The sequence below is a fragment of the Psychrobacillus sp. FSL K6-4046 genome, from assembly GCF_038624605.1.
In the GTDB taxonomy this organism is placed as follows: Bacteria; Bacillota; Bacilli; order Bacillales_A; family Planococcaceae; genus Psychrobacillus.
In genome coordinates, this window is record NZ_CP152020.1 from 1772243 (window position 1) to 1792927 (window position 20685).

Annotated in this window: 20 protein-coding genes; 17 read left to right on the forward strand and 3 right to left on the reverse strand. The window is 37.9% G+C overall.

What is annotated here, in order from left to right:
* The first annotated feature begins 174 nt into the window (after positions 1-174).
* The 6 genes from MKY09_RS08670 (at position 175) to MKY09_RS08695 (ending at position 5653) form a co-directional block, all read left to right on the forward strand.
* On the forward strand, positions 175-1224 hold the full coding sequence (locus MKY09_RS08670; protein ID WP_298466600.1) for a serine hydrolase domain-containing protein: 1050 nt from the start codon (positions 175-177) through the stop codon (positions 1222-1224).
* A complete protein-coding gene (locus tag MKY09_RS08675) occupies positions 1208-2521 on the forward strand; it encodes an extracellular solute-binding protein (protein ID WP_169358186.1) in 1314 nt (437 codons plus the stop codon). The genes MKY09_RS08670 and MKY09_RS08675 overlap by 17 nt, the downstream gene beginning before the upstream one ends.
* Positions 2522-2543: 22 nt before the next feature.
* Positions 2544-3485, forward strand: a complete 942-nt coding sequence (locus MKY09_RS08680; protein WP_298466603.1) for a sugar ABC transporter permease — start codon at positions 2544-2546, stop codon at positions 3483-3485.
* 12 nt (positions 3486-3497) lie between these two features.
* Positions 3498-4325, forward strand: a complete 828-nt coding sequence (locus MKY09_RS08685; protein ID WP_251552980.1) for a carbohydrate ABC transporter permease — start codon at positions 3498-3500, stop codon at positions 4323-4325.
* Between the two features lie 373 nt (positions 4326-4698).
* On the forward strand, positions 4699-5112 hold the full coding sequence (locus MKY09_RS08690) for a hypothetical protein (protein WP_342568081.1): 414 nt from the start codon (positions 4699-4701) through the stop codon (positions 5110-5112).
* A 118-nt stretch (positions 5113-5230) separates the two neighbouring features.
* Positions 5231-5653 (forward strand): hypothetical protein, encoded by a 423-nt coding sequence (locus tag MKY09_RS08695; RefSeq protein ID WP_169358190.1) that lies wholly within the window; start codon positions 5231-5233, stop codon positions 5651-5653.
* Positions 5654-5836: 183 nt separating this feature from the next.
* On the opposite strand, the gene MKY09_RS08700 is transcribed toward MKY09_RS08695, so the two are convergent.
* Positions 5837-6322, reverse strand: a complete 486-nt coding sequence (locus MKY09_RS08700; RefSeq protein WP_342568082.1) for a hypothetical protein — start codon at positions 6320-6322, stop codon at positions 5837-5839.
* Positions 6323-6583: 261 nt separating this feature from the next.
* Positions 6584-7210, reverse strand: coding sequence for a hypothetical protein (locus MKY09_RS08705; protein ID WP_342568083.1), 627 nt, complete (start codon positions 7208-7210; stop codon positions 6584-6586).
* Between the two features lie 609 nt (positions 7211-7819).
* On the opposite strand from MKY09_RS08705, the gene MKY09_RS08710 reads away from it, so the two are divergent.
* From MKY09_RS08710 to MKY09_RS08725, 4 genes are read left to right on the forward strand one after another with little or no spacing between them, the layout of a single operon-like run.
* Entirely contained in the window at positions 7820-9466 is a 1647-nt protein-coding gene (locus MKY09_RS08710; RefSeq protein WP_342568084.1) for a methylmalonyl-CoA mutase family protein, read from the forward strand.
* On the forward strand, positions 9453-11612 hold the full coding sequence (gene scpA, locus MKY09_RS08715) for a methylmalonyl-CoA mutase (protein ID WP_342568085.1): 2160 nt from the start codon (positions 9453-9455) through the stop codon (positions 11610-11612). The genes MKY09_RS08710 and scpA overlap by 14 nt, the downstream gene beginning before the upstream one ends.
* A complete protein-coding gene (gene meaB / locus MKY09_RS08720; protein WP_169358195.1) occupies positions 11612-12703 on the forward strand; it encodes a methylmalonyl Co-A mutase-associated GTPase MeaB in 1092 nt (363 codons plus the stop codon). The genes scpA and meaB overlap by 1 nt, the downstream gene beginning before the upstream one ends.
* 41 nt (positions 12704-12744) lie before the next feature.
* The gene (locus MKY09_RS08725) at positions 12745-13185 is read left to right on the forward strand and encodes a BrxA/BrxB family bacilliredoxin (RefSeq protein WP_169358196.1); all 441 of its coding nucleotides are present in this window, start codon (positions 12745-12747) and stop codon (positions 13183-13185) included.
* 60 nt (positions 13186-13245) lie between these two features.
* Here the strand turns inward: MKY09_RS08725 and prli42 are convergent, their stop codons facing one another.
* Positions 13246-13341, reverse strand: coding sequence for a stressosome-associated protein Prli42 (prli42, locus tag MKY09_RS08730; RefSeq protein WP_151109618.1), 96 nt, complete (start codon positions 13339-13341; stop codon positions 13246-13248).
* 130 nt (positions 13342-13471) lie between these two features.
* On the opposite strand from prli42, the gene mce reads away from it, so the two are divergent.
* The 7 genes from mce (at position 13472) to rnz (ending at position 20466) form a co-directional block, all read left to right on the forward strand.
* Positions 13472-13882 (forward strand): methylmalonyl-CoA epimerase, encoded by a 411-nt coding sequence (gene mce / locus MKY09_RS08735; RefSeq protein WP_169358197.1) that lies wholly within the window; start codon positions 13472-13474, stop codon positions 13880-13882.
* 3 nt (positions 13883-13885) lie between these two features.
* Positions 13886-15433, forward strand: a complete 1548-nt coding sequence (locus MKY09_RS08740) for an acyl-CoA carboxylase subunit beta (protein WP_169358198.1) — start codon at positions 13886-13888, stop codon at positions 15431-15433.
* 16 nt (positions 15434-15449) lie between these two features.
* Positions 15450-16562, forward strand: coding sequence for a M20/M25/M40 family metallo-hydrolase (locus MKY09_RS08745; protein ID WP_169358199.1), 1113 nt, complete (start codon positions 15450-15452; stop codon positions 16560-16562).
* A 21-nt stretch (positions 16563-16583) separates the two neighbouring features.
* A complete protein-coding gene (locus MKY09_RS08750) occupies positions 16584-17072 on the forward strand; it encodes a chemotaxis protein CheW (protein ID WP_340883336.1) in 489 nt (162 codons plus the stop codon).
* A 117-nt stretch (positions 17073-17189) separates the two neighbouring features.
* Positions 17190-18431, forward strand: a complete 1242-nt coding sequence (locus MKY09_RS08755) for a DNA polymerase IV (RefSeq protein ID WP_169358201.1) — start codon at positions 17190-17192, stop codon at positions 18429-18431.
* 37 nt (positions 18432-18468) lie between these two features.
* Positions 18469-19329 carry a YitT family protein gene (locus MKY09_RS08760; protein WP_342568086.1) on the forward strand — a complete coding sequence of 287 codons (861 nt, stop codon included), beginning with the start codon at positions 18469-18471 and terminating at the stop codon, positions 19327-19329.
* A gap of 192 nt (positions 19330-19521) precedes the next feature.
* A complete protein-coding gene (gene rnz / locus MKY09_RS08765; RefSeq protein WP_342568087.1) occupies positions 19522-20466 on the forward strand; it encodes a ribonuclease Z in 945 nt (314 codons plus the stop codon).
* Positions 20467-20685: the final 219 nt, after the last annotated feature.

The window sequence follows — 20685 nt, forward strand, 5'->3', positions numbered from 1 at the left end:
CAGTTGCTCGCTTTTTTAAATTTGAAAGCTGCTCATTTCTATATCTGGCTGACGCGTTCTGCAATGCAAGCAACTTAAAATAGTATTTTAAAAATTCGATTGTTTCTTAGAATGATATTTTATATACTGTAATTAATAATTATCAGAAAATTAAATTTAATGGAGGAGGGAATTATGCTTAGGAATATTATAAATGAATACTTGGTAGCTAAGAAAATACCTGGAGGCGTCATTCATGTTCAGCAAGGCAATGTAGTGCTATATAGGGACAGCTTTGGCTCATTTGTTACAAATACTGGTGAAGTAAAGGAAATCACTTTGGAAACTGTTTTTGATATCGCATCATTAACCAAAGTAGTTGCAACATTACCAGCCACTCTCGTTCTGCTAGATAAAAAACAGGTATCTCTAAAGGATTCTGTTCAAAAGTATATTCCACAATTCCAATATCCAAATATTAATATTGAACACCTTCTTTATCATAATAGTGGTCTACCTGCAGATTTATCCCCACCAGTAAAAAGAGGAGAGAATCGAGATGTTTTAGAGGAGATACTTAGTGTCAATCCAATTTTTGAGCCAGGAAAAACTGTAGTTTATAGCGATTTAGGAATGATTTTGTTAGGGAAAATTATTGAGGAAGTGTCGGGAGAGACTTTCGATCAATTTGTAGAGAGGGAAGTTCTCATACCAATGGGGATGAAAAATACGACATTTAATCCTAAAGAAGAGGTTAGAAGTCTTATAGCATCAACTGAATATATGAATGGGAGCTATGTCCAAGGAGTAGTACACGATGAAAAAGCATATATGTTAAATGGGGTATCAGGAAGTGCAGGATTATTCTCGTGTTTGGATGACCTTGTTCAATACGTGCATTACTGGTTACATCCATCTGATCAAACTGTATTTAATCCTGCCTGGTTACAAGACTGTCATCAAAAATTTTTTGAACACAGGGGTCTAGGCTTTGAAGTATGGAATGGTAAAGATACTGAAGTTACAATCAGTACAGACTGGTCCATTGGCTCATTTGGACATACAGGATTTACTGGAACATCTATATGGATAGATCCAAAAGAAAAACTATTTGTGGTGCTGTTAACCAATGCAATACATTACGGGAGGGATGTTCCAAAAAAAGAGTTTAGACTGGAGATCCATGAAAGCGTTTACGAGACGTTTATAAAAAAGGAGAGTACTAATTATGAAAAGTTGGATTAAAAATGGTCTTACAATTTTTTTGATTATGTTGGTTACCTTCATTATAGGTGCTTGTTCAGATGATAAGGAAAATAGTTCGTCCACAACTGGCTCACAGGGAGATGGAGACAAAGTTGCCACATCAGGAGATAAGGAAACAGTAAACTTAACCATTGGAAGCTGGAGAACAGAGGATGTTTCGAAATATGAAAAAGTAATCGCACTTTTTAACGAAACACACCCGGAAATACAGGTAGAATTTAACCCGACTAAAAATACAGAATACAATACAGTATTAAATACTGCACTACAAGCAGGAGAGGGCCCTGACATTTTTCATTTAAGACCTTATGGTGCAGGATTAAAGCTAGTGGATGCTGGATTTGTAGAGCCGATTAGTGATTTAGAAGGGTTAGGCCAGTATTCCGATGAATTTCTAGCTGCATCTCGAGGAGCTGACGGAGAGCAATACGGGGTTCCCCTGAATATTAGCTCCACTCAATTCTTCTACAATAAAAAGATATTCGCAGACCATGGAATTGAAATCCCTACAACGTGGGATGAGTTTATAGAAGTGAATGAGAAGCTATTAGAAGCCGGAGTTACGCCTATTGCAATGGGAACTAAAGAAGGTTGGCTATTGTCGTTAACCCATGGAATAGTTGGAGCAGGGGTTGTTGATGGAAATACCTTTGCAGAAAAGCTGATCAAAGGGGAAACGGATTTTACTGATTCGGCATTTAAAGAGTCCATTCAAGTAATGAATGATTTAAAGAAATACTTCCCGAAAAACTCTGAGGGGCTAGGAATGGATGATATTCGCACGATGTTTGCTATGGAGCAGGCAGCGATGTTCCCACTTGGGAGCTGGGAAATTCCCGTAGTTAACGATTTAAACGGAGACTTAGATTATGGGTATTTCGCAATGCCGTCTAAGCAAGGAAATCAAACAGTAACTTCGTGGGTTGACGGTTCATTTGCGATAAATGCAAATTCTAAAAACAAAGAAGCAGCTAAGGTGTTTCTTCAGTTTTTAACAACAAAGGAATTTGGAGAGCTTTTTGTGAAAGAATTTAATATGATTAGTGCAATTCCTGGGATCAGTTCAGAAGATGAGCTTCTTAGTGAGCTAAGTAAAGCGGTGGAAACAAGTTCAACCCCGTATTATTGGGTTATAAATTTTACAGGTGGAGATCCTACTACAAAAACTGTCCTAGAAACAGAATTACAAGGAATGTATCTTGGCGAGGTTACACCAGAGGAAGTAGCCGATAAGGTGCAAAAAAGTGCTGAATCGTGGTTTTCCCCCTTTCAATAAATAAGTAAGGAGGCTGTGAAATATGTCAGAAGAAACAGCTCCAGTAAAGCGTTCAAAGAAGGGGAAGGGGTGGACGATCCACCTTTTCCCCGTCCCTATATTAATCATTTATGGGATGTTTGTACTCTATCCTATACTAGCAGCATTATCATATAGCTTCTTCTCCTTTAAAGGATTCACAAGAGATGCCTTTGTTGGTTTGGATAATTTTGTCACTCTCTTTACTACAGAGCCTTATGGGTCCATGTTTAGGAATGCTTTTTCCCATAATGTCCTTTACTTTTGCATACAAATGGTTGTCATAAATGGCCTTGCTTTTCTTTTAGCTTTTATAGTCTATAAAAAAGTAAAAGGTGCTGAATTTTTCAAAGTAGCTTTTTTCTTACCGCGGTTATTATCAGTTATTGTAGTTGGTTTCTTGTGGAAGCTAATCTTAAATCCTAACTTTGGTACACTCAATCTTATTTTAGGAAAGCTTGGTTTAGAAGATCTACAAAGAGCATGGTTGGGTGAGCCAGAAACAGCTCTAATTTCCATTATCCTTGTGAACTGTTGGTTCGGCTTGGGGTTTGGTGTACTAATATTTTTAGCTGGTTTCCAAAGCATTCCAGGTGAACTCATCGAAGCTGCAAGACTGGATGGAGCAAAGGGAGTTTCCATGTTACGAAAGATATACATCCCATTAATGATTCCATCTATATTGATTATGACGGTTTTGACCTTTATTCAATCGTTCGAAGCATTTGAGCTCGTTTATGCTATGCAAGGCTCGATGGGAGAACCATATTACTCAACAGATACAATGGCAGTATTTTTTTATCGACTTGCCTTTGGTAGCTCCACTGCTTCTAGCTCAACGGCAATTGGACTTGGCTCCGCACTTGCGACTGTTTTATTTTTCTTCATATTAATATGTACAATGATCTTCCTAAAGCTTATGAATAAAAAAGAAGTACAAATGTAAGAGGTGAAAAGTATGGAGAAAAATACTATTTGGACCAGGCCATTTTATTATATTGTCATGTTCGGAGTTGCTACCGTCAGCTTATATCCAATTTTTTTAATGTTTATGTCTTCTTTTAAATCTAGTTCGGAGATATTCAAGGATCCCTTAGGATTACCTACAAGCTTTAGTCTAGATACGTACAGAACGTTATTAAATAAGATTCCATTTGACCAATATTTTTATAATAGTGTCATGGTGAGCGTTACTTCTGTAGTTCTAGTCGTGTTATTTTGTTCTTTGGCTGCATTTTATATTGCTCGATTTAACTTTAGCTGGAATAGTGCCATTTTCTTTGTGTTTTTGCTAGGTATGATGATTCCGATAAAGCTTGGGATAGTTCCGTTATTTATCTTGATGCGTGATCTAGGCCTCATCAATTCTTTATGGTCTTTAATACTTATGAATATAGCTACTGGTGCCCCTATTACAATGCTTATTTTAACAGGCTTTTTCAAGACGTTACCGATGGAACTTGAGGAGGCGGCAAGGATGGATGGGGCTGGGAATCTTCGTACCCTTTGGCATGTGCTTCTTCCACTTATGCGACCTGCTATAGGAACAGTTGTCATAATAAACTTTATAGCTGCTTGGAATGACTTTTTCTTCCCGCTCATATTTATAACTGAAAAGGCAAAAATGACGATTCCTGTTGGTATGCTTTCTCTTTTTGGGGAGCATTCAGCCGACTGGGGGTCTTTGTTTGCAGGGCTAACATTAGCTTCATTGCCTATGATGGTTCTTTTTCTCCTTGCATCGAAGCAGTTTATGGAAGGGCTAACGGCAGGAGCTGTAAAATGAGGGACGTAGATTTAAAAAGGCAGGCAAGGAATGTAGAAGTAAGATGGCATGGCTTTTGGTAAAAGGGATTCTCTTTCATAATAGTGAATCTAACAATAGGAAACGTTTCCTAAAGAGTTTCATCATATTACTGAATTTCCTCGTGAGTCACATCTCTCGGGGTTTTTTGGTGATTATAGTAAAGATCGCGTCTTCATATGTAGACTAATACTTTTCTATACGTAGAAAAATTAGTCATACCGCAATCGACATGCCGAAATTCTAATAATTTTTCCTTTGTATTAACAGTGAGGGAGGTGGCGAATGTTTTCTAGAAGTTAATCGTATATATAAAGATAAGTATACGATTTTTGTAGATAAGGAAGTGTTAAAGGTGAAACTAATTTCTAAATCACCTTCCTCTAAGAATGGGAAAAATATATTTTTAATACTACTTATTTTTGCAATTGTTCTTAGCATCGTTTGGTTACTTAAAAGTAGCAACAGCACTAATGTCTCGGGAGATTTAACTGAAAATATCCATATTGCTGCAAGTTCTCTGCTGAAGGAAGATCCCACTATTTCGGAGTTCACAATTGACAAGATTAAGCTAAGTCATAAAAACAAAGAGTCAGAAGAGGTATATATAATAACTTTCTCCATTAAACCTACAGATCCAACAAATTTTATACTGACAGGAGGAGGGGTTAAGGGCGAAAGTGGTTGGATCAATGAAAAAGTGAATTATGTAACGGTCAAGGATAACGAGACACTAGTATTCAGTACTACACCTATGGAGGGTCATTAAAATAGGAAAAGTGGGATTCTGGGGTTTAAGATTCAGACTACTAGAGTTATTGCCTCACCAGGATTATCGATGTTATTTATGTAAATTACGTTTACTTTTATGAAAGGGGGAGCTAGCCGTGAAGCTAATCTCAACTACACCATATCAAAAAATTTTAATGCTTAAATTATCTTTTTTGATTCTTTGTTTTCTTTTAGTTATGGCTGTTCCTTTTTGGTTTTTCTTTTTAAGGGGAGGTTCAGCAGAAGATGAGCTAAGAGAACGAATTACGGATACAGCAACGGAGAATTTGAAAAATGATGACATGGTAACCGAATTTACTTTAGACGATCTAGAGTTAAGCTATACAAATGAAGCTTCGGAAGACGTATATAGATTAGAATTCTCCGTTAAGAGCATAAATCCAGATAGCTTTATATTAGCTGGAAGAGGTGTAAAAGGAGAAGACGGATGGGTCCATCAGCTTGAAAATTATGTGACAGTCAGAAATGATAAAAGCTTAGTATTTAGTACCATTCCCGAAGAGCAAGACCCACACTAAATAAATATCGGAAGTTGCCACAGAACCAGTACTAGTCCTTCTTATTACCTTCTACAGGAACAGTTTAGATGAGTAGCTAATTGAACTGTAAACTCTTATTTTCTTTTTTACAGCTGTTCATAAATTTTATTAGTAGCAGCCAGCATTAAATTTAATTGTGTATTACAAGTTAGCTGTATGTAATTATCGAGTTGAGCCTGAGAAATTAAGCTGATTACTATTTATCTCCTTCACCCATTGACTATTATTCCAAATAGTTGGGTTGTCAATCGTTTCGTTTTCTCCTCGAACCATAAAATCATAAGTATCCTTCCCACCTGTATACCAATCAACAATGACCAGCTGATCATTTTCATTACGCACTAGAAATTCAGTGGCTTCACCAAAGCTACCTTGATTATAATTGATTTCTGCAGGTAAGTGTAAATAGAGAAAACCTCCATCCTCATTGTTCGTATACTCCACTTCCCAATCTACATCACGAGTGGCAATACCCACACTTTGTACAAAGTCATCTGCAAGCTTAATCGTGAAATACAAGTCAAATTGGGATTGTATCTTCTTTTGTGTATAATGTACAAGGTTTTCATTATTCATAAAAGCATTCAATTCAATATCCGTACCATTCCATATCGCCTTATAATAGTCGGTCAGCGCTCTTGCACACATTTCATAAGCATTTTTTGCATCCTGAATAGATAGCTCTCCTTTGTTTTTTGCTTCATAATGAGGAGGGCCATCTACATTCTGTTCTGAGCCGGGTGTAATTACAGAGGAAAATTCACTAAGTGTGCTGGTACTATCTGAGACTTCATGTATATCTTTTTCGTTATTATCAGTTGTTTTAACTGGATTACACCCTACTAATACAAGTCCAGTTACGATGGTTACTTGACGAAAGTCACATGTATTTTTAATTTATTATGATTTTCAGTTGCCTCTAAAAAAAGGAACAATAAATTCTTTTAAGCTGATTGTACCAATAAGGTAAATAGAAACCCCCATAAAAATCCCTTGGATTCTAGTTGAGACAATCAGGTGTTCCCCAATCCAAATGAAAGAAATAAAACAAATGGAGAGAGAAATAAAACAAATCATTAAGCCTATGATTTTCTTCTTATAAAGCAGAAAAAGTGTTGTAAGAGCAAATCCTTCTGGAATATGATGCAGTACTGTAGAAATAGTGATGGATAAAGGGAACGAATCATTATGAAGTAACGAGCCAATGGTCAGACTTAAGGGAATCGTATGTAAAAATAGTCCAATAATCAGAGGACTTATTGTACGTGTTTCATTGTTTGTAGCGTGTCGATGTGGAATTATTAAGCTATACAAGTAGTAACCGCTAATGAATCCTAAAAACAACCCTAGCTTTTCAAAGGACTCGAGAGCTTCTGGAACAATTTCAAATACCAGTAAACCAATTAATAATAATCCACATAACAACCCGAATATTTTTTCATATTTTTGGTGAAGTATCCCATACACCATATAAGCAGCTATAAATCCTATTGAAAGGCTAAGAAATAAAATAAAGCCTAAAAAGATTACTGTCATTTTTGACCTCTTTCGTTTTAAAGTTTTACATTAATTTGAGTTAAATCCATAATTAAAAATGTGATATACCTTTTTACATAGACAGATATAATTTATTAACGCTTTGTTAAAGTTATTGGTTGATTTTAACTAAACATTTCTTTTATTCCGACTGTACAATTTAAATGACTATTCATAAATAATTTTTGAAATTAAAGCCGTTCTCCATTTATTGATTGGAGCACCAGACGGCGACTCCTACGGGATGAGTGAGACAGATAAGACATCACAACCACGCGCGAAAGCGATGGGTGATGGCTTATCGCTCACCCCGAGGAAAGCGTCCGGCTGGTGCGAAAAATCAATTCTACTTGCCGATTTAGAACACATCATAAATCAACCCTAGCCTTTAACATTGCCAATAATTATAAGAATAGAGAAAAATGGATTCAATTATTGTTTTATTTTCAAATTATATGTTCGATCGCTGATACACAGAAGAGAATCGGACTGTTTAGGAAATTATCCTTAATATACTGATAAGTCATTAAATCACTTTATTACCTTGAATCACTCATGTAGAATAGATATATAACAATAATTATATAAGGGGGAAGCGAAAGCGTTCATATGACTATAAACGACATGAAGCAAACCAAATTTAATGAAGCAAGCTTTACGGAATGGGAGCAGGCTGCAGTAAAATCATTAAAAGGTAAATCGTTAGAATCTTTAGAAACTAAGACGTTAGAAGATATTATATTGAAACCGCTTTACACATTAGCGGATTTGGAAAATATCCCCGATGAACAAACTAAAACTGTAAGAGAAAGTAAAGAATCAGCAAGCTGGAAGGTTGCACAGCAATCAGTAGGGTTAACATCAGAGGAAATTCTATCTAATCTGAACGAAAGCCTTTCCAAAGGAAATAATGTCATTAATTATAAAGTAAAGATTGACCACAAGTGGAATGATTCACAGCTTCAGGAGTTGAAGGAGCTTTTCCAACATTATGAGGTGTTACTTGATGTAAAAAATGATCCAAGTTTCTTAAAGCACTTTGATTATTTAAATGGTTCTATAATAGGAGCAGAAGAAGAGTTTAAAGGAGCTCGTACATTACATTTAGATGGCTCCAAGTTACATAAGGCTGGTGGGGATGCAATTAGCGAATTAGCGAGCGTATTAGTGCAAGCGGATACATTTGTGCATCTTCATGGTATCGAGAAAGTAGAAGAAAATGCTTTTGTACAATTTTCAGTAGACACTAATTTCTTTATGGAAATTGCAAAGCTGAGAGCTTTTAGAATACTTTGGAAGGCGTTTGGAGAAGCATTTGGTAAAGAAAATGCGAAGGCTATACCGGTATATGCAGAAACCTCTCTCCGGTCTTTCTCAGCACTTGATGAAACAGTAAACTTATTGCGTGCTGGTAACAGTACATTGTCTTGCGTATTGGGTGGTGCAGATTTTGTAAGTGCATATCCATATAATTATTTAACTGGCACAACTGCAACTTCTAACCGTATTGCTCGCAATATGCAACTTGTACTAAAGGAAGAAACACATATTCAACGTGTAATCGATGCAGCTGGAGGCTCTTTCTATATTGAGTCATTGACTAAACAGCTTGTTGAGAAGGCTTGGGCATATTTTATTGAGCTTATGAAAGATAGCTCCCCAGAATCGAGAGAAAGTATGCTACTTCAACGAGCTCAAGAGAAATGGGAGCTACAGTTAAAGGCAGTGTCATCTCGAAAAAAATCTCTAATCGGTACGAATAATTATGCTAACCCCGTTGATGTAATAGAAAATCCGGTTAAACATACGGACTATAAACGTTTAGCAGAACCTTTTGAAGACCTACGAAAAGCTTTTAAACAGACTCCACTTAAGACTGCCATACTTCCTTATGGTGTTCTAAAGGAGTATAAGCCTAGACTGGACTATGTTAATGGCTTTTTGAATGCGATCGGAATTACTCCCGTCCTTGCAGAAGCCAATTTAAAGCCATTTGATTTACAGCAGTGGATCGAGAATGACAATATTCAATATGCTGTTTTTGTAGGTAATGATGACCAAACAGCTGGACTAGTACCTGCTCTATTGAATGAAAAGCTTTCCGTGCCATTAGATGTAGCAGGGAAGTTCGAGGAGTATGAGGATTGGTTAGAAGCAGGGCTCTCTGGTTCTATTTATGCAGGACAGTCTCTTCTTATAAAAGGAAAAGAATTACTGGCACTAGCTCAGAAGGAGGGTTCACATGACAACGCCTAATTATGAAGCTGTTTCTATAGAAGAAGTATTAAAAAAAGCTGGAAATAAAGTAGACAGTCAACATGGTTCCTTTATGTCTAATGAGGGAATCGAACTTAAATCACAATACATGACGGAAGATTTAAAGAATGTAAACCATATAAATGATCTGCCAGGAATAGCTCCCAATACACGTGGACCTTATCCAACGATGTATGTGTCGAAGCCTTGGACTGTTCGACAATATGCAGGGTTTTCTACAGCGGAAGAAAGTAATGCATTTTATAGAAGAAATCTAGCAATGGGTCAAAAAGGTCTGTCTGTAGCTTTCGATTTGGCAACTCATAGAGGATATGATTCTGATCATGAGCGAGTAACAGGCGACGTCGGCAAAGCAGGTGTTGCAATTGACTCGGTGGAGGACATGAAAATCCTTTTTGATGGTATACCGTTAGATCAAATGTCTGTTTCCATGACCATGAACGGCGCAGTATTACCTATTATGGCATTTTACATTGTTACAGCAGAAGAGCAAGGTGTTACACCGGAACAGCTTGCAGGAACGATCCAAAATGATATTTTAAAAGAATATATGGTACGTAACACGTATATTTATACACCGGAAATGTCTATGAAAATAATTGCTGACATTTTTGCATATACAGCGCAGCACATGCCAAAGTTTAATTCCATTTCTATTTCCGGCTACCATATGCAGGAGGCAGGAGCAACAGCTGACATCGAGTTGGCCTATACACTTGCTGATGGATTAGAATACGTACGTACAGGCATAAACGCAGGGATTGAAATAGACTCATTTGCTCCTCGACTGTCGTTCTTCTGGGCAATTGGTATGAACTATTTCATGGAAGTAGCAAAAATGAGAGCGGCACGAAGAATTTGGGCTCAGATGATGAAGAGCTTTGACCCTAAAAACCCTAAGTCTCTAGCTCTACGAACTCACTCGCAAACTTCTGGGTGGAGCTTAACAGAGCAAGATCCTTTTAACAACGTGACTCGTACTCTTGTAGAGGCAAATGCAGCAGCAATGGGACACACTCAATCCCTGCATACAAACGCTTTAGATGAAGCGATTGCACTTCCAACAGACTTTTCCGCTAGAATTGCAAGGAATACACAGCTTTTCTTACAGGAAGAAACAAACATGACAAAGGTAATTGATCCATGGGGCGGTTCTTATTATGTAGAAACGTTAACAAATGAATTGATGGAGAAGGCTTGGACTTTAATAGAAGAAATTGAAGAATTAGGCGGAATGGCGAAAGCGATTGAAACAGGGTTACCAAAGATGAAAATCGAGGAAGCCGCTGCTAAAAAACAAGCCCAAATAGATTCTTCAAAAGAGATTATCATTGGGGTGAACAAATACCGTCTTGAGCAAGAGGATGCCATCGACATCTTAAATATTGATAATACAGTTGTTCGTCAAAAACAAATGGAACGCTTGGAACGTGTTAAGGCTAATAGAGATGAAAAAGCTGTTCAAGTAGCCTTATCAGCATTAACTGAGGCTGCTAAAACGGGTAATGAAAATCTTCTAGCTGCAGCAGTAAATGCCGCTCGCCAAAGAGCGACTATTGGGGAAATATCAGATGCGATAGAGGTTGTGGCAGGTAGACATAAGGCGGTGATTCGCTCAGTGAGTGGAGTATATAGTGCTAATTTTAGTGACGCAGAAGAAATTGATTCTGTGAAGCAAATGGCAGAGGATTTTAAAGAAAACGAGGGTAGACGACCTCGAATTTTAATCGCAAAAATGGGCCAGGATGGACATGACCGTGGCGCAAAAGTAATTGCTACTGCATTTGCTGACTTAGGCTTTGACGTTGATATTAGTCCACTATTCCAAACTCCTGCAGAAACAGCTCAGCAGGCAGTTGAAAATGATGTCCATGTAATTGGAGTTAGCTCGCTTGCAGCGGGACACATGACCCTTGTACCAGCATTGAAAGAAGAACTTGCGAAACTTGGTCGTGAGGATATTTTAATCGTTGTTGGTGGTGTTATTCCAGCACAGGATTATGCTTTCTTACGCGAAAATGGAGCTTCTGCTATATTTGGTCCTGGTACTGTTATTCCGGTCGCAGCTCAAAAAGTTATCGAGGAAATTTATAAGCGACTTGGCTACGAGGAAGTGGAAGGATAATGGCAGATGAGGAAAAGGTAACCTCTTCTTTACATGTCAAGAGCGGTGTAACATCTCAGCACGACGGTATGGGTAGGTCTTCGGTTAAAAAGTTTTCAAAGAAGACTACTCTTTCTATAGATACTAAAGCGTATAGTGATGAGATTAAACAGGGCTCTCGACTTCATTTGGCCAAAGCGATTACTTTTATTGAAAGCACTACCTCTGAGCAACAAACGATAGGTCAACAGCTTCTGAAACGATTGTTACCTCACACTGGTAATAGTATTCGCATAGGCATAACTGGGGTGCCTGGAGTAGGAAAAAGTACGTTCATTGAGGCCTTTGGAAAAATGCTATGTAATTCCGGTCATAAAGTAGCCGTACTGGCAATTGATCCAAGTTCATCCCTAACCGGCGGAAGCATATTAGGGGATAAGACTAGGATGGAAGAGCTGGCAAAGCATCCAAACGCTTTTATACGTCCGTCACCTTCTGCAGGTACACTGGGAGGCGTGCATAAAAAGTCTAGGGAGACCATGCTGCTATGTGAGGCTGCTGGATATGACGTCATATTAGTAGAAACAGTAGGAGTCGGTCAAAGTGAGACTATCGTTAGGGGAATGGTAGACTTTTTCTTACTTCTTGCCTTGACGGGTGCAGGTGATGAATTACAAGGAATGAAAAAAGGTATTATGGAGCTAGCAGACGCAATCGTCGTCAACAAGGCAGATGGCGCTAATGAAGCCTTAGCCAAAAAAACGGTAGCTGAATATAAACAAATATTACATTTTCTGGCTCCCTCTGCTCCCAATTGGACAACCCCAGCGCTTGCGGTTTCCTCCTTACATGACCGAGGTCTAGATAAGGTGTGGGCGACAATTAAGAGCTTCGAGGAAAAAATGAATTACCAGCATTTTTGGCAAAAGAGAAGAAAAGAACAAACGATTGATTGGTTTAAATCAATGATTGTAGATCGATTGTATGATGACTTTTTTGCCTCAATTGAAAGAAAGCAGACGATGAAACAGTTAGAACAACAAGTAAGAGAAGAAAAAATCACTGTTTCTGATGCTATTCAGGAGTTATTTTCCTCGAATTCATATAAATAATCTGATAAACTTAGTTTGAATTGAAAAAGGAGAGCTGTCAAATGAATATGGATTTTAACTTATTAATGAACGATATGATTATACAAGCGCGTAGTGAAATGGAAAACAGTGGCTATGAACAATTAACTACTCCGGAAGAAGTAGAAGCTGCTTTCGCTAGAAAAGGTACAACTCTAGTAATGATCAACTCTGTTTGTGGATGTGCTGGCGGCATCGCTCGTCCTGCAGCTGCAAATGCTGTGCATTATGACAAACGTCCTGATCATTTAGTCACTGTATTTGCTGGTCAAGACAAATTAGCTACACAACAAGCCCGTAATATGTTCGGAGATGATCATTTGCCTTCATCCCCATCATTTGTAATGTTAAAAGATGGACAAGTAGTAGCAGAAATAGGTCGTCATGAAATTGAAGGGCATGCCCCAACCTCAGTCATTACACATCTTCAAGGTTTATTCGAAGAGTATTGCGAGGAAGTATAGTCTACAAAAAAACAGCGGAAGCATAAATTGCTACCCGCTGTTTTTACATTCATTTATTTCCTATAATACGAAGCTTAGACCGAACAATAATGTGGACATTACCATGACAAATATCATGAGATATACAATAATCTTACGAAATGTTTGATTGCGCATTAAATTCTCTCCTTTTGCTTGTACTCCTATTTTATCAAAATTGAAAAAATGCACAAGAGGTAGAGATTTTTTTTTGTAATATATGTACAATAGTATAGTGAATAGTCAAACAATAGAGGATGTGCAAACAATGGAAAAGGTAGACCATATCGGAATTGCTGTAAAAAGCTTAGAAAACTCTTTACCATACTATACTGAAATTTTAGGCTTGAAACTTATACATATTGAGGAAGTAGAATCCGAAAAAGTAAGAGTAGCTTTTATCGACAGCGGAAATGTCAAACTAGAGTTACTGGAACCAATTGATGAGACTAGTACCATTCACGCCTTCATCGAAAAAAAGGGTGAAGGAATTCATCATGTCGCATTCGGAGTGAAAAACATTCAGGAGCGACTAGATGAGTTAAAGGAAAAGGGAGTTCGTTTAATACAAGAGACTCCTAAAATTGGGGCAGGAGGGGCTGAGGTTGCTTTCATTCACCCTAAATCTTCTGGTGGAGTTTTATATGAACTATGCGATAAATCAAGGGGAGCGAAATAACTAATGGATATCTACGAAAAAATTAATGATCTATATGACCGTAAACGTAAAGTGGAATTAGGTGGAGGAGACGAAAGAATAGAAAAACAGCATGAAAAAGGGAAGCTGACTGCTAGAGAAAGAATTGAACTGCTAGTAGATGAAGGATCTTTTGTTGAGTTGAATCCATTTATAAAACATCGTACGGTTGACTTTGGCATGGACAAGCAAGAGGGGCCAGGAGATGGTGTTGTTACAGGATACGGAAAAGTAAATGGTCGAGCTATATACCTATTTTCACAAGACTTTACTGTTTTCGGCGGGGCTCTAGGAGAGATGCACGCACTTAAAATTTCCAACGTGATGGACTTGGCTGCTAAAAACGGTGCTCCGTTTATAGGTTTAAATGATTCAGGCGGTGCACGTATTCAAGAAGGCGTTGTTTCTTTAGATGGATATGGACAAATTTTCTACCGTAATGCTATCTACTCCGGTGTTATTCCACAAATATCTGTAATTCTCGGACCTTGTGCGGGTGGAGCGGTTTACTCCCCAGCTATTACAGACTTTGTGTTTATGACAGATGAAACAAGCCAAATGTTTATTACAGGACCTAAGGTAATTGAAACAGTTACAGGAGAGAAGATATCTTCAGAAGATCTTGGAGGTTCTAAAGTACATAATACGATTAGTGGTAATGCACACTTCCGCGGTAAAACAGAAGAAGAAGTTTTACAAAGTGTAAGACAGCTATTGAGCTACCTTCCACAAAGCTTTGAGGAAAAACCACCAGTTCTAGAGCCATTAGAAGAAGATGATGACCGCCCAGATTTAGCAGACATCGTACCTTTTGAGGCAATTCGTCCATATGATATTCGTAAGGTAATCGATCAGGTCGTTGACAAGGATTCATTTATGGAGGTTCATAAAGAGTTTGCAAAGAATATAGTAGTAGGCTTGGCTCGTATTAAAGGAGAGGTTGTAGGATTAATCTGTAACCAACCGAAAGTTATGGCTGGTGGACTCGATATCGACTCGTCTGATAAGGCAGCTAGGTTCATTCGCTTCTGTGATTCCTTCAATATTCCCTTAATCACGTTTGAAGATGTGACTGGCTTCTTCCCAGGGATAAAACAAGAGCATGGTGGTATTATACGACACGGTGCAAAGATTTTATTCGCTTATTCGGAAGCTACAGTTCCAAAGATGACTGTTATTTTACGTAAAGCATATGGTGGAGCATATGTGGCGCTTAACTCTAAATCTATCGGGGCAGATCTAGTTTTTGCTTGGCCAAATGCCGAAATTGCGGTTATGGGGCCACAGGGAGCAGCAAATATTATTTTTGCTCGAGAAATTGCCTCTAGCGATAATCCTGAACAGGTTCGTGCTGAAAAGATTGAAGAGTATCGTGAAAAATTTGCGAATCCATATGTAGCAGCTTCCATGGGGATGGTAGATGATGTTATAGATCCGAGAGAGACTCGCATCAAGTTAATCCAAGGACTAGAGATGATGCGTAACAAGAAAGAAACTAGACCTAAGAAAAAGCACGGGAATATCCCATTATAAAGGAGTCTTTTACAAGATGAATCGTTTAATAGAAGAATTTTTTGAATTAGTGAAGATAGATTCTGAAACAAAGCATGAGCAAGTTATTGCACCAATTTTAAAGAATAAGCTCGAGCAGCTCGGTTTTTCAGTTCTGGAAGATGACTCAGCACAGAGAACTGGACATGGAGCTGGTAATTTAATTGCTACCTTGAAGGGAAATAAGTCTTCGGCAGATAGCATCTACTTTACTACTCACATGGATACGGTTGTGCCAGGTAAGGGAATCCAACCAGTTATTAAAGAGGATGGCTATATTTACTCTGATGGTACCACTATACTAGGTGCTGATGATAAAGCAGGGATTGCAGCATTATTCGAAGCAATACGTCGTTTAAAAGAGCAGTCCATCGAGCATGGAGATATACAAGTGGTCATAACTGCTGGAGAAGAAAGTGGCCTAGTTGGAGCTAAGGAAATGGACCCTTCCTTGCTAACTGCAACTTACGGTTATGCTATAGACAGTGATGGAGAAGTAGGCGGTATTGTTACTGCAGCACCTTATCAAGCAAAGCTTTGGACTACCATTACTGGAAAAACTGCGCATGCCGGTGTTGCTCCTGAAAAAGGTGTTTCAGCGATTACATTAGCTGCTAAAGGAATCGCAGCTATGAAATTAGGTAGAATAGATTATGAAACAACTGCTAATATAGGTCGCTTCGAGGGAGGTCAGGCAACAAATATTGTTTGCGATACTGTTCATATTTTATCAGAGGCTCGTTCTATCGATAAAGAAAAGCTAGATGCACAGGTTGAGCATATGGTAAATACATTTGCAGAAAAAGCAGAGCAATTCGGTGGAACAGCTACTACGGAAACTAAATTAATGTATCCAGGCTTCCGTTTTGAAGAAAATCATCAAGTCGTACAGGTTGCAAAGCGTGCGGTTGAAAATATAGGAAGAAAAGCCGATATAAAAACAAGCGGTGGTGGTAGCGATGCCAATGTAATAGCTGGCTTTGGTGTACCAACAGTAATTCTTTCAGTCGGTTATGAGGAAATCCATACCACAAATGAAAGAATGCCAGTGGAGGAACTTGAAAAACTAGCAGATTTACTTGTAGAAATCGTAAAGGTTGCCGCAGAATAATGCACCAGGAGGTTTTAATCCATGTCTTCTCAAAAGGTAGTTGTGTTTCAATCCGGAAATGAAGAATATGCAGTATCTATTGATCATGTAGTTTCTATCGAAAAGCTAGATAAAGTTAATCCTATCCCTCATTTACCGACTTATTTGATAGGATTGATGAAAATTAGAGGAGAACTTGTGCCTATAATTGATTTTGAACAGATTCTATATAATCAGAGTGGTCTTATGAATGCTAATGCCCGTGTTGTTACGATGCATACGGAAGAAATGTCAGTTGGTATTCTTGTAAAAGAGGCAAAGGAGATTTTAGATATCCCTTCTGAATCTTTAAAACAGCTGGGTATTATGAATTATTCTAAGACAAAATACTTCACGAATATTGCTAATCTTGAAGATAGAATGATTACAATTATAGACCCTTCTATTTTAGTCCGTTCATTAGAAGGCATACAAGATATACAATCTTATTTAGAAGACAATAAAGGAAACCTTGAAGTAAGTAGTATATAATATTAGACATGGGTAAGTTCTGTTTTACGATTGGACAGTGGAAGGTAGCTATTAAATGGCTACCTTTTTTCCCTTTTTATTTTGAAGGAGTTAAAGATGTAGAAGAGGTGAAGAGACTTGACTAAACGAAACAGAATCATTTTTCACTTAGACATGAATAGCTTTTATGCATCTGTAGAACAAGCACATAACCCTTCTTTAAAAGGTAAGCCAATCGCAGTCGCTGGGAATCCGAAGGAACGTAGAGGAATATTAGTAACATGCTCCTACGAGGCAAGAGCAAGGGGCATTTATACAACCATGTCAGTATGGGAGGCTAAAAGAAAATGCCCGGAACTAATTTTATTGCCTCCTAATTTTGAAAGTTATAGAGCCGCCTCAAAAGCAATGTTTGATATTTTACGGTCTTATACTCCAATGGTAGAGCCTGTCTCTATTGATGAAGGCTATATAGATTTAACCGATGTTGATATACAAAATGATGCAGTAGGATTTGCAAAATCCATTCAACAAAGAATATTGCGAGAGTTAGATTTACCGTGCTCTATTGGCATTGCTCCTAATAAATTCTTAGCTAAGACAGCCTCCAATATGAAAAAGCCGATGGGTATTACTGTGCTGAGAAAACGAGAGGTCTCACAACAACTATGGCACTTACCAGTAATCGAAATGCATGGCGTTGGGGAAAGCACCTCTAAAAAACTAGAATCATTGGGTATTATAACCATTGGAAATATAGCTAGTGCCAATCCTGAAATTTTAAAATCAAAGCTAGGTAAAGCTGGTGCTAGGTTATATAATCGTTCTCATGGCATAGACGATCGTGAAGTAAATCCAGAATCTATTTTTGAAACAAAAAGCGTAGGTAATTCTACTACATTACCATATGATGAAACAAATATGGATGAGCTTCAAAAAGTACTCAGAAGACTATCTGGGAAAGTCGCATCACGGTTAGAATCTAAAAACCTCGCTGGACGTTCTATCACAATACATATTCGGGATGCTAGTTGGAAAAATAAAACGAGAAGTAAGACTGTAACTAATCGCCTCTTTAAAGAGGATGAAATATTTCAGCTAGCCTTTCAATTATTTGAATCAGCTTGGAATAGCGAGCCTATTCGACTGCTTGGCGTCACAGTTAACAATGTATTTGATAAGGGAGAATCAGTAGAGCAATTATCTATTTTTAACTATGAAGAGCATGCAAAAGAGGAGCCAATATTAAAGCTTGTGGAACAGCTTCAAACAAAATTTGGAGCAGGGATTATTAAAAGAGGTATTAAGTTGGATAAAAAGCCTTCTTTTGAGTCTAAAACAAGTTTTAGTAAAGACTTTTTAGATGACCACGAAAGATAAAAAATCAATTTAATAAGAACAGGGGTTTTACGAGTAGATGAAGAAAACAAAAACACCAGAAACGATAGGTCGAATTATTATGATAATTATAGGCGCTGTGATTGCTGCCTATGCACTAGAAGCTGTATTAATCCCAAACTCTGTAATTGACGGCGGAGTGACAGGTGTCAGTATCATGGGGAATTATTTATTTGAAATCCCATTAGGAATCCTACTATTTGTCTTAAACATTCCTTTTATTTATTTAGGTTATAAACAGGTTGGTAAGACGTTTGCTTTATTTAGTATCATTGGTATCGCCGCATTATCAGTCTCCACTGTTTTGTTACATCTTATTAATCCGATTTTAAGTGCGGAAGACCCGTTACTTGTAGTATTATCCGGTGGTGTAATGCTTGGGGTAGGTATTGGTATTGTACTTCGTAACGGTGGTGCACTTGATGGAGCAGAGGTACTCGCCGTTCTAGTTTCACGTAAAGTACCATTTTCAGTGGGGGATATAATATTATTTATTAATGCATTTATCTTTGTTGGTGCAGGGTTCATATATGGTCTAGAGAGTGCACTGTATTCTGCTACCACTTATTATATTGCTAAAATAGTCATTGACGTTATTCAAGTAGGTCTTGAAAAATCCAAATCTGCTAGGATTGTTAGTAAGCATTCAGAGGAAATTGGAGCAGCCATTCAGGATAGACTTGGTCGAGGGGTAACCTATTCGAATGGAAGAGGCGGATTCACCAACGAAACAATTGACATTGTTACGTGTGTCATTACTCGAATGGAAGAAAACAAACTAATTACAATTATTAAAGAAAAGGATCCAAGTGCATTTGTAGTAATTACCGATGTAGCTGAGGTTCGCGGTGGCAGTTTCAAAAAGCGTGACATTCACTAATCAAAAACCGTTAAATGAGTCAAAAACTCGTTTAACGGTTTTTTGTAGCTATCTATAGGTTATGATATATATTTTAGGAAACAATAGCATGTTTGTATAAGTGCTAATCATGAACATACTATTGTCCCAAGCGCTCATAATGTTAAAATGATATATAACGAAGATTATATAAAATAAGGAAGTTGGATATATATGCAAATTTTGTTTTTAGGTACCGGAGCAGGTATGCCCTCTAAGCAACGTAACACAAGCTCAATGATTTTAAAGCTACTAGAGGAAAGAGGGACTTATTGGATGTTTGATTGTGGGGAAGCAACCCAGCATCAAATTCTTCGCACAACTATTAAACCGAGAAAACTAGAAAAAATATTTATCACTCATTTGCATGGAGATCACATTTATGGTTTGCCAGGGCTGATAGGCTCTCGATCTTTTCTAGCTGGCGACGAGCAGCTAACTATATACGGTCCAAAGGGTGTAAAAGATTGGTTAGAGGTTACTTTATCTACGTCCCAAACTCGATTAAAATATCCTCTTCAAATCGTAGAGATAGAAGAGGGAATAATCTTTGAGGATGAACAGTTCATTGTAGAAGCAAGAATGCTTGAGCATGTTATTCCTTGTTATGGGTATCGTGTAACCCAAAAGCAACTTCCTCCTGAATTACTAATCGAGAAGGCGGATGCTCTAGGGGTTCCAAGAGGTCCATTATTACGGCTATTAAAATCCGGTGAGGATGTTATATTACCAGATGGGAAAACAGTCAAGAGCTCTGATGTAACAGGACAACCCAAAAATGGGTTTAAGATTACCGTTTTAGGTGACACGCGACATTGCGAAAATTCTATTCTTTTAGCAAAGGACTCAGATATATTAATACATGAGGGTACCTTCGACACTGGGACGGAGGAGCTTGCTAGAGAATATGGGCATTCGACAATTACTGATGCTGCAAATGTCTGTGAAAGTGCCGGGGCTAAGCATTTAATAGTCAACCATATTAGTGCTCGTTTCATGGCAGAGGATTTAAAAACCTTGCTAAATCAAGTTTCTTCCTATAATTTCCCTATTTATATTGCAGATGATTTTAATGAGTTCAATTATATAAACGGTCAATTAGAAAAACTGGAAAACTAAACATACTAACATTAGTAGTACAAACCAAAGTCATGGTTTGTGCTACTATTTTTCTATAGTAGAAAAGAAGGAAGCAGGAGCAAAGCAACGAGGAGGTTGAAGCCGTGCCCCCCGAAAAGCGCCTGCTGTAGCGGAAAACAACTACATATCATAGGAGTTAGAAGCCCTGAGCTTTTTATATTGAGAGAATTGCCTCAGCTTTTTTTCTGACAGTAAGTC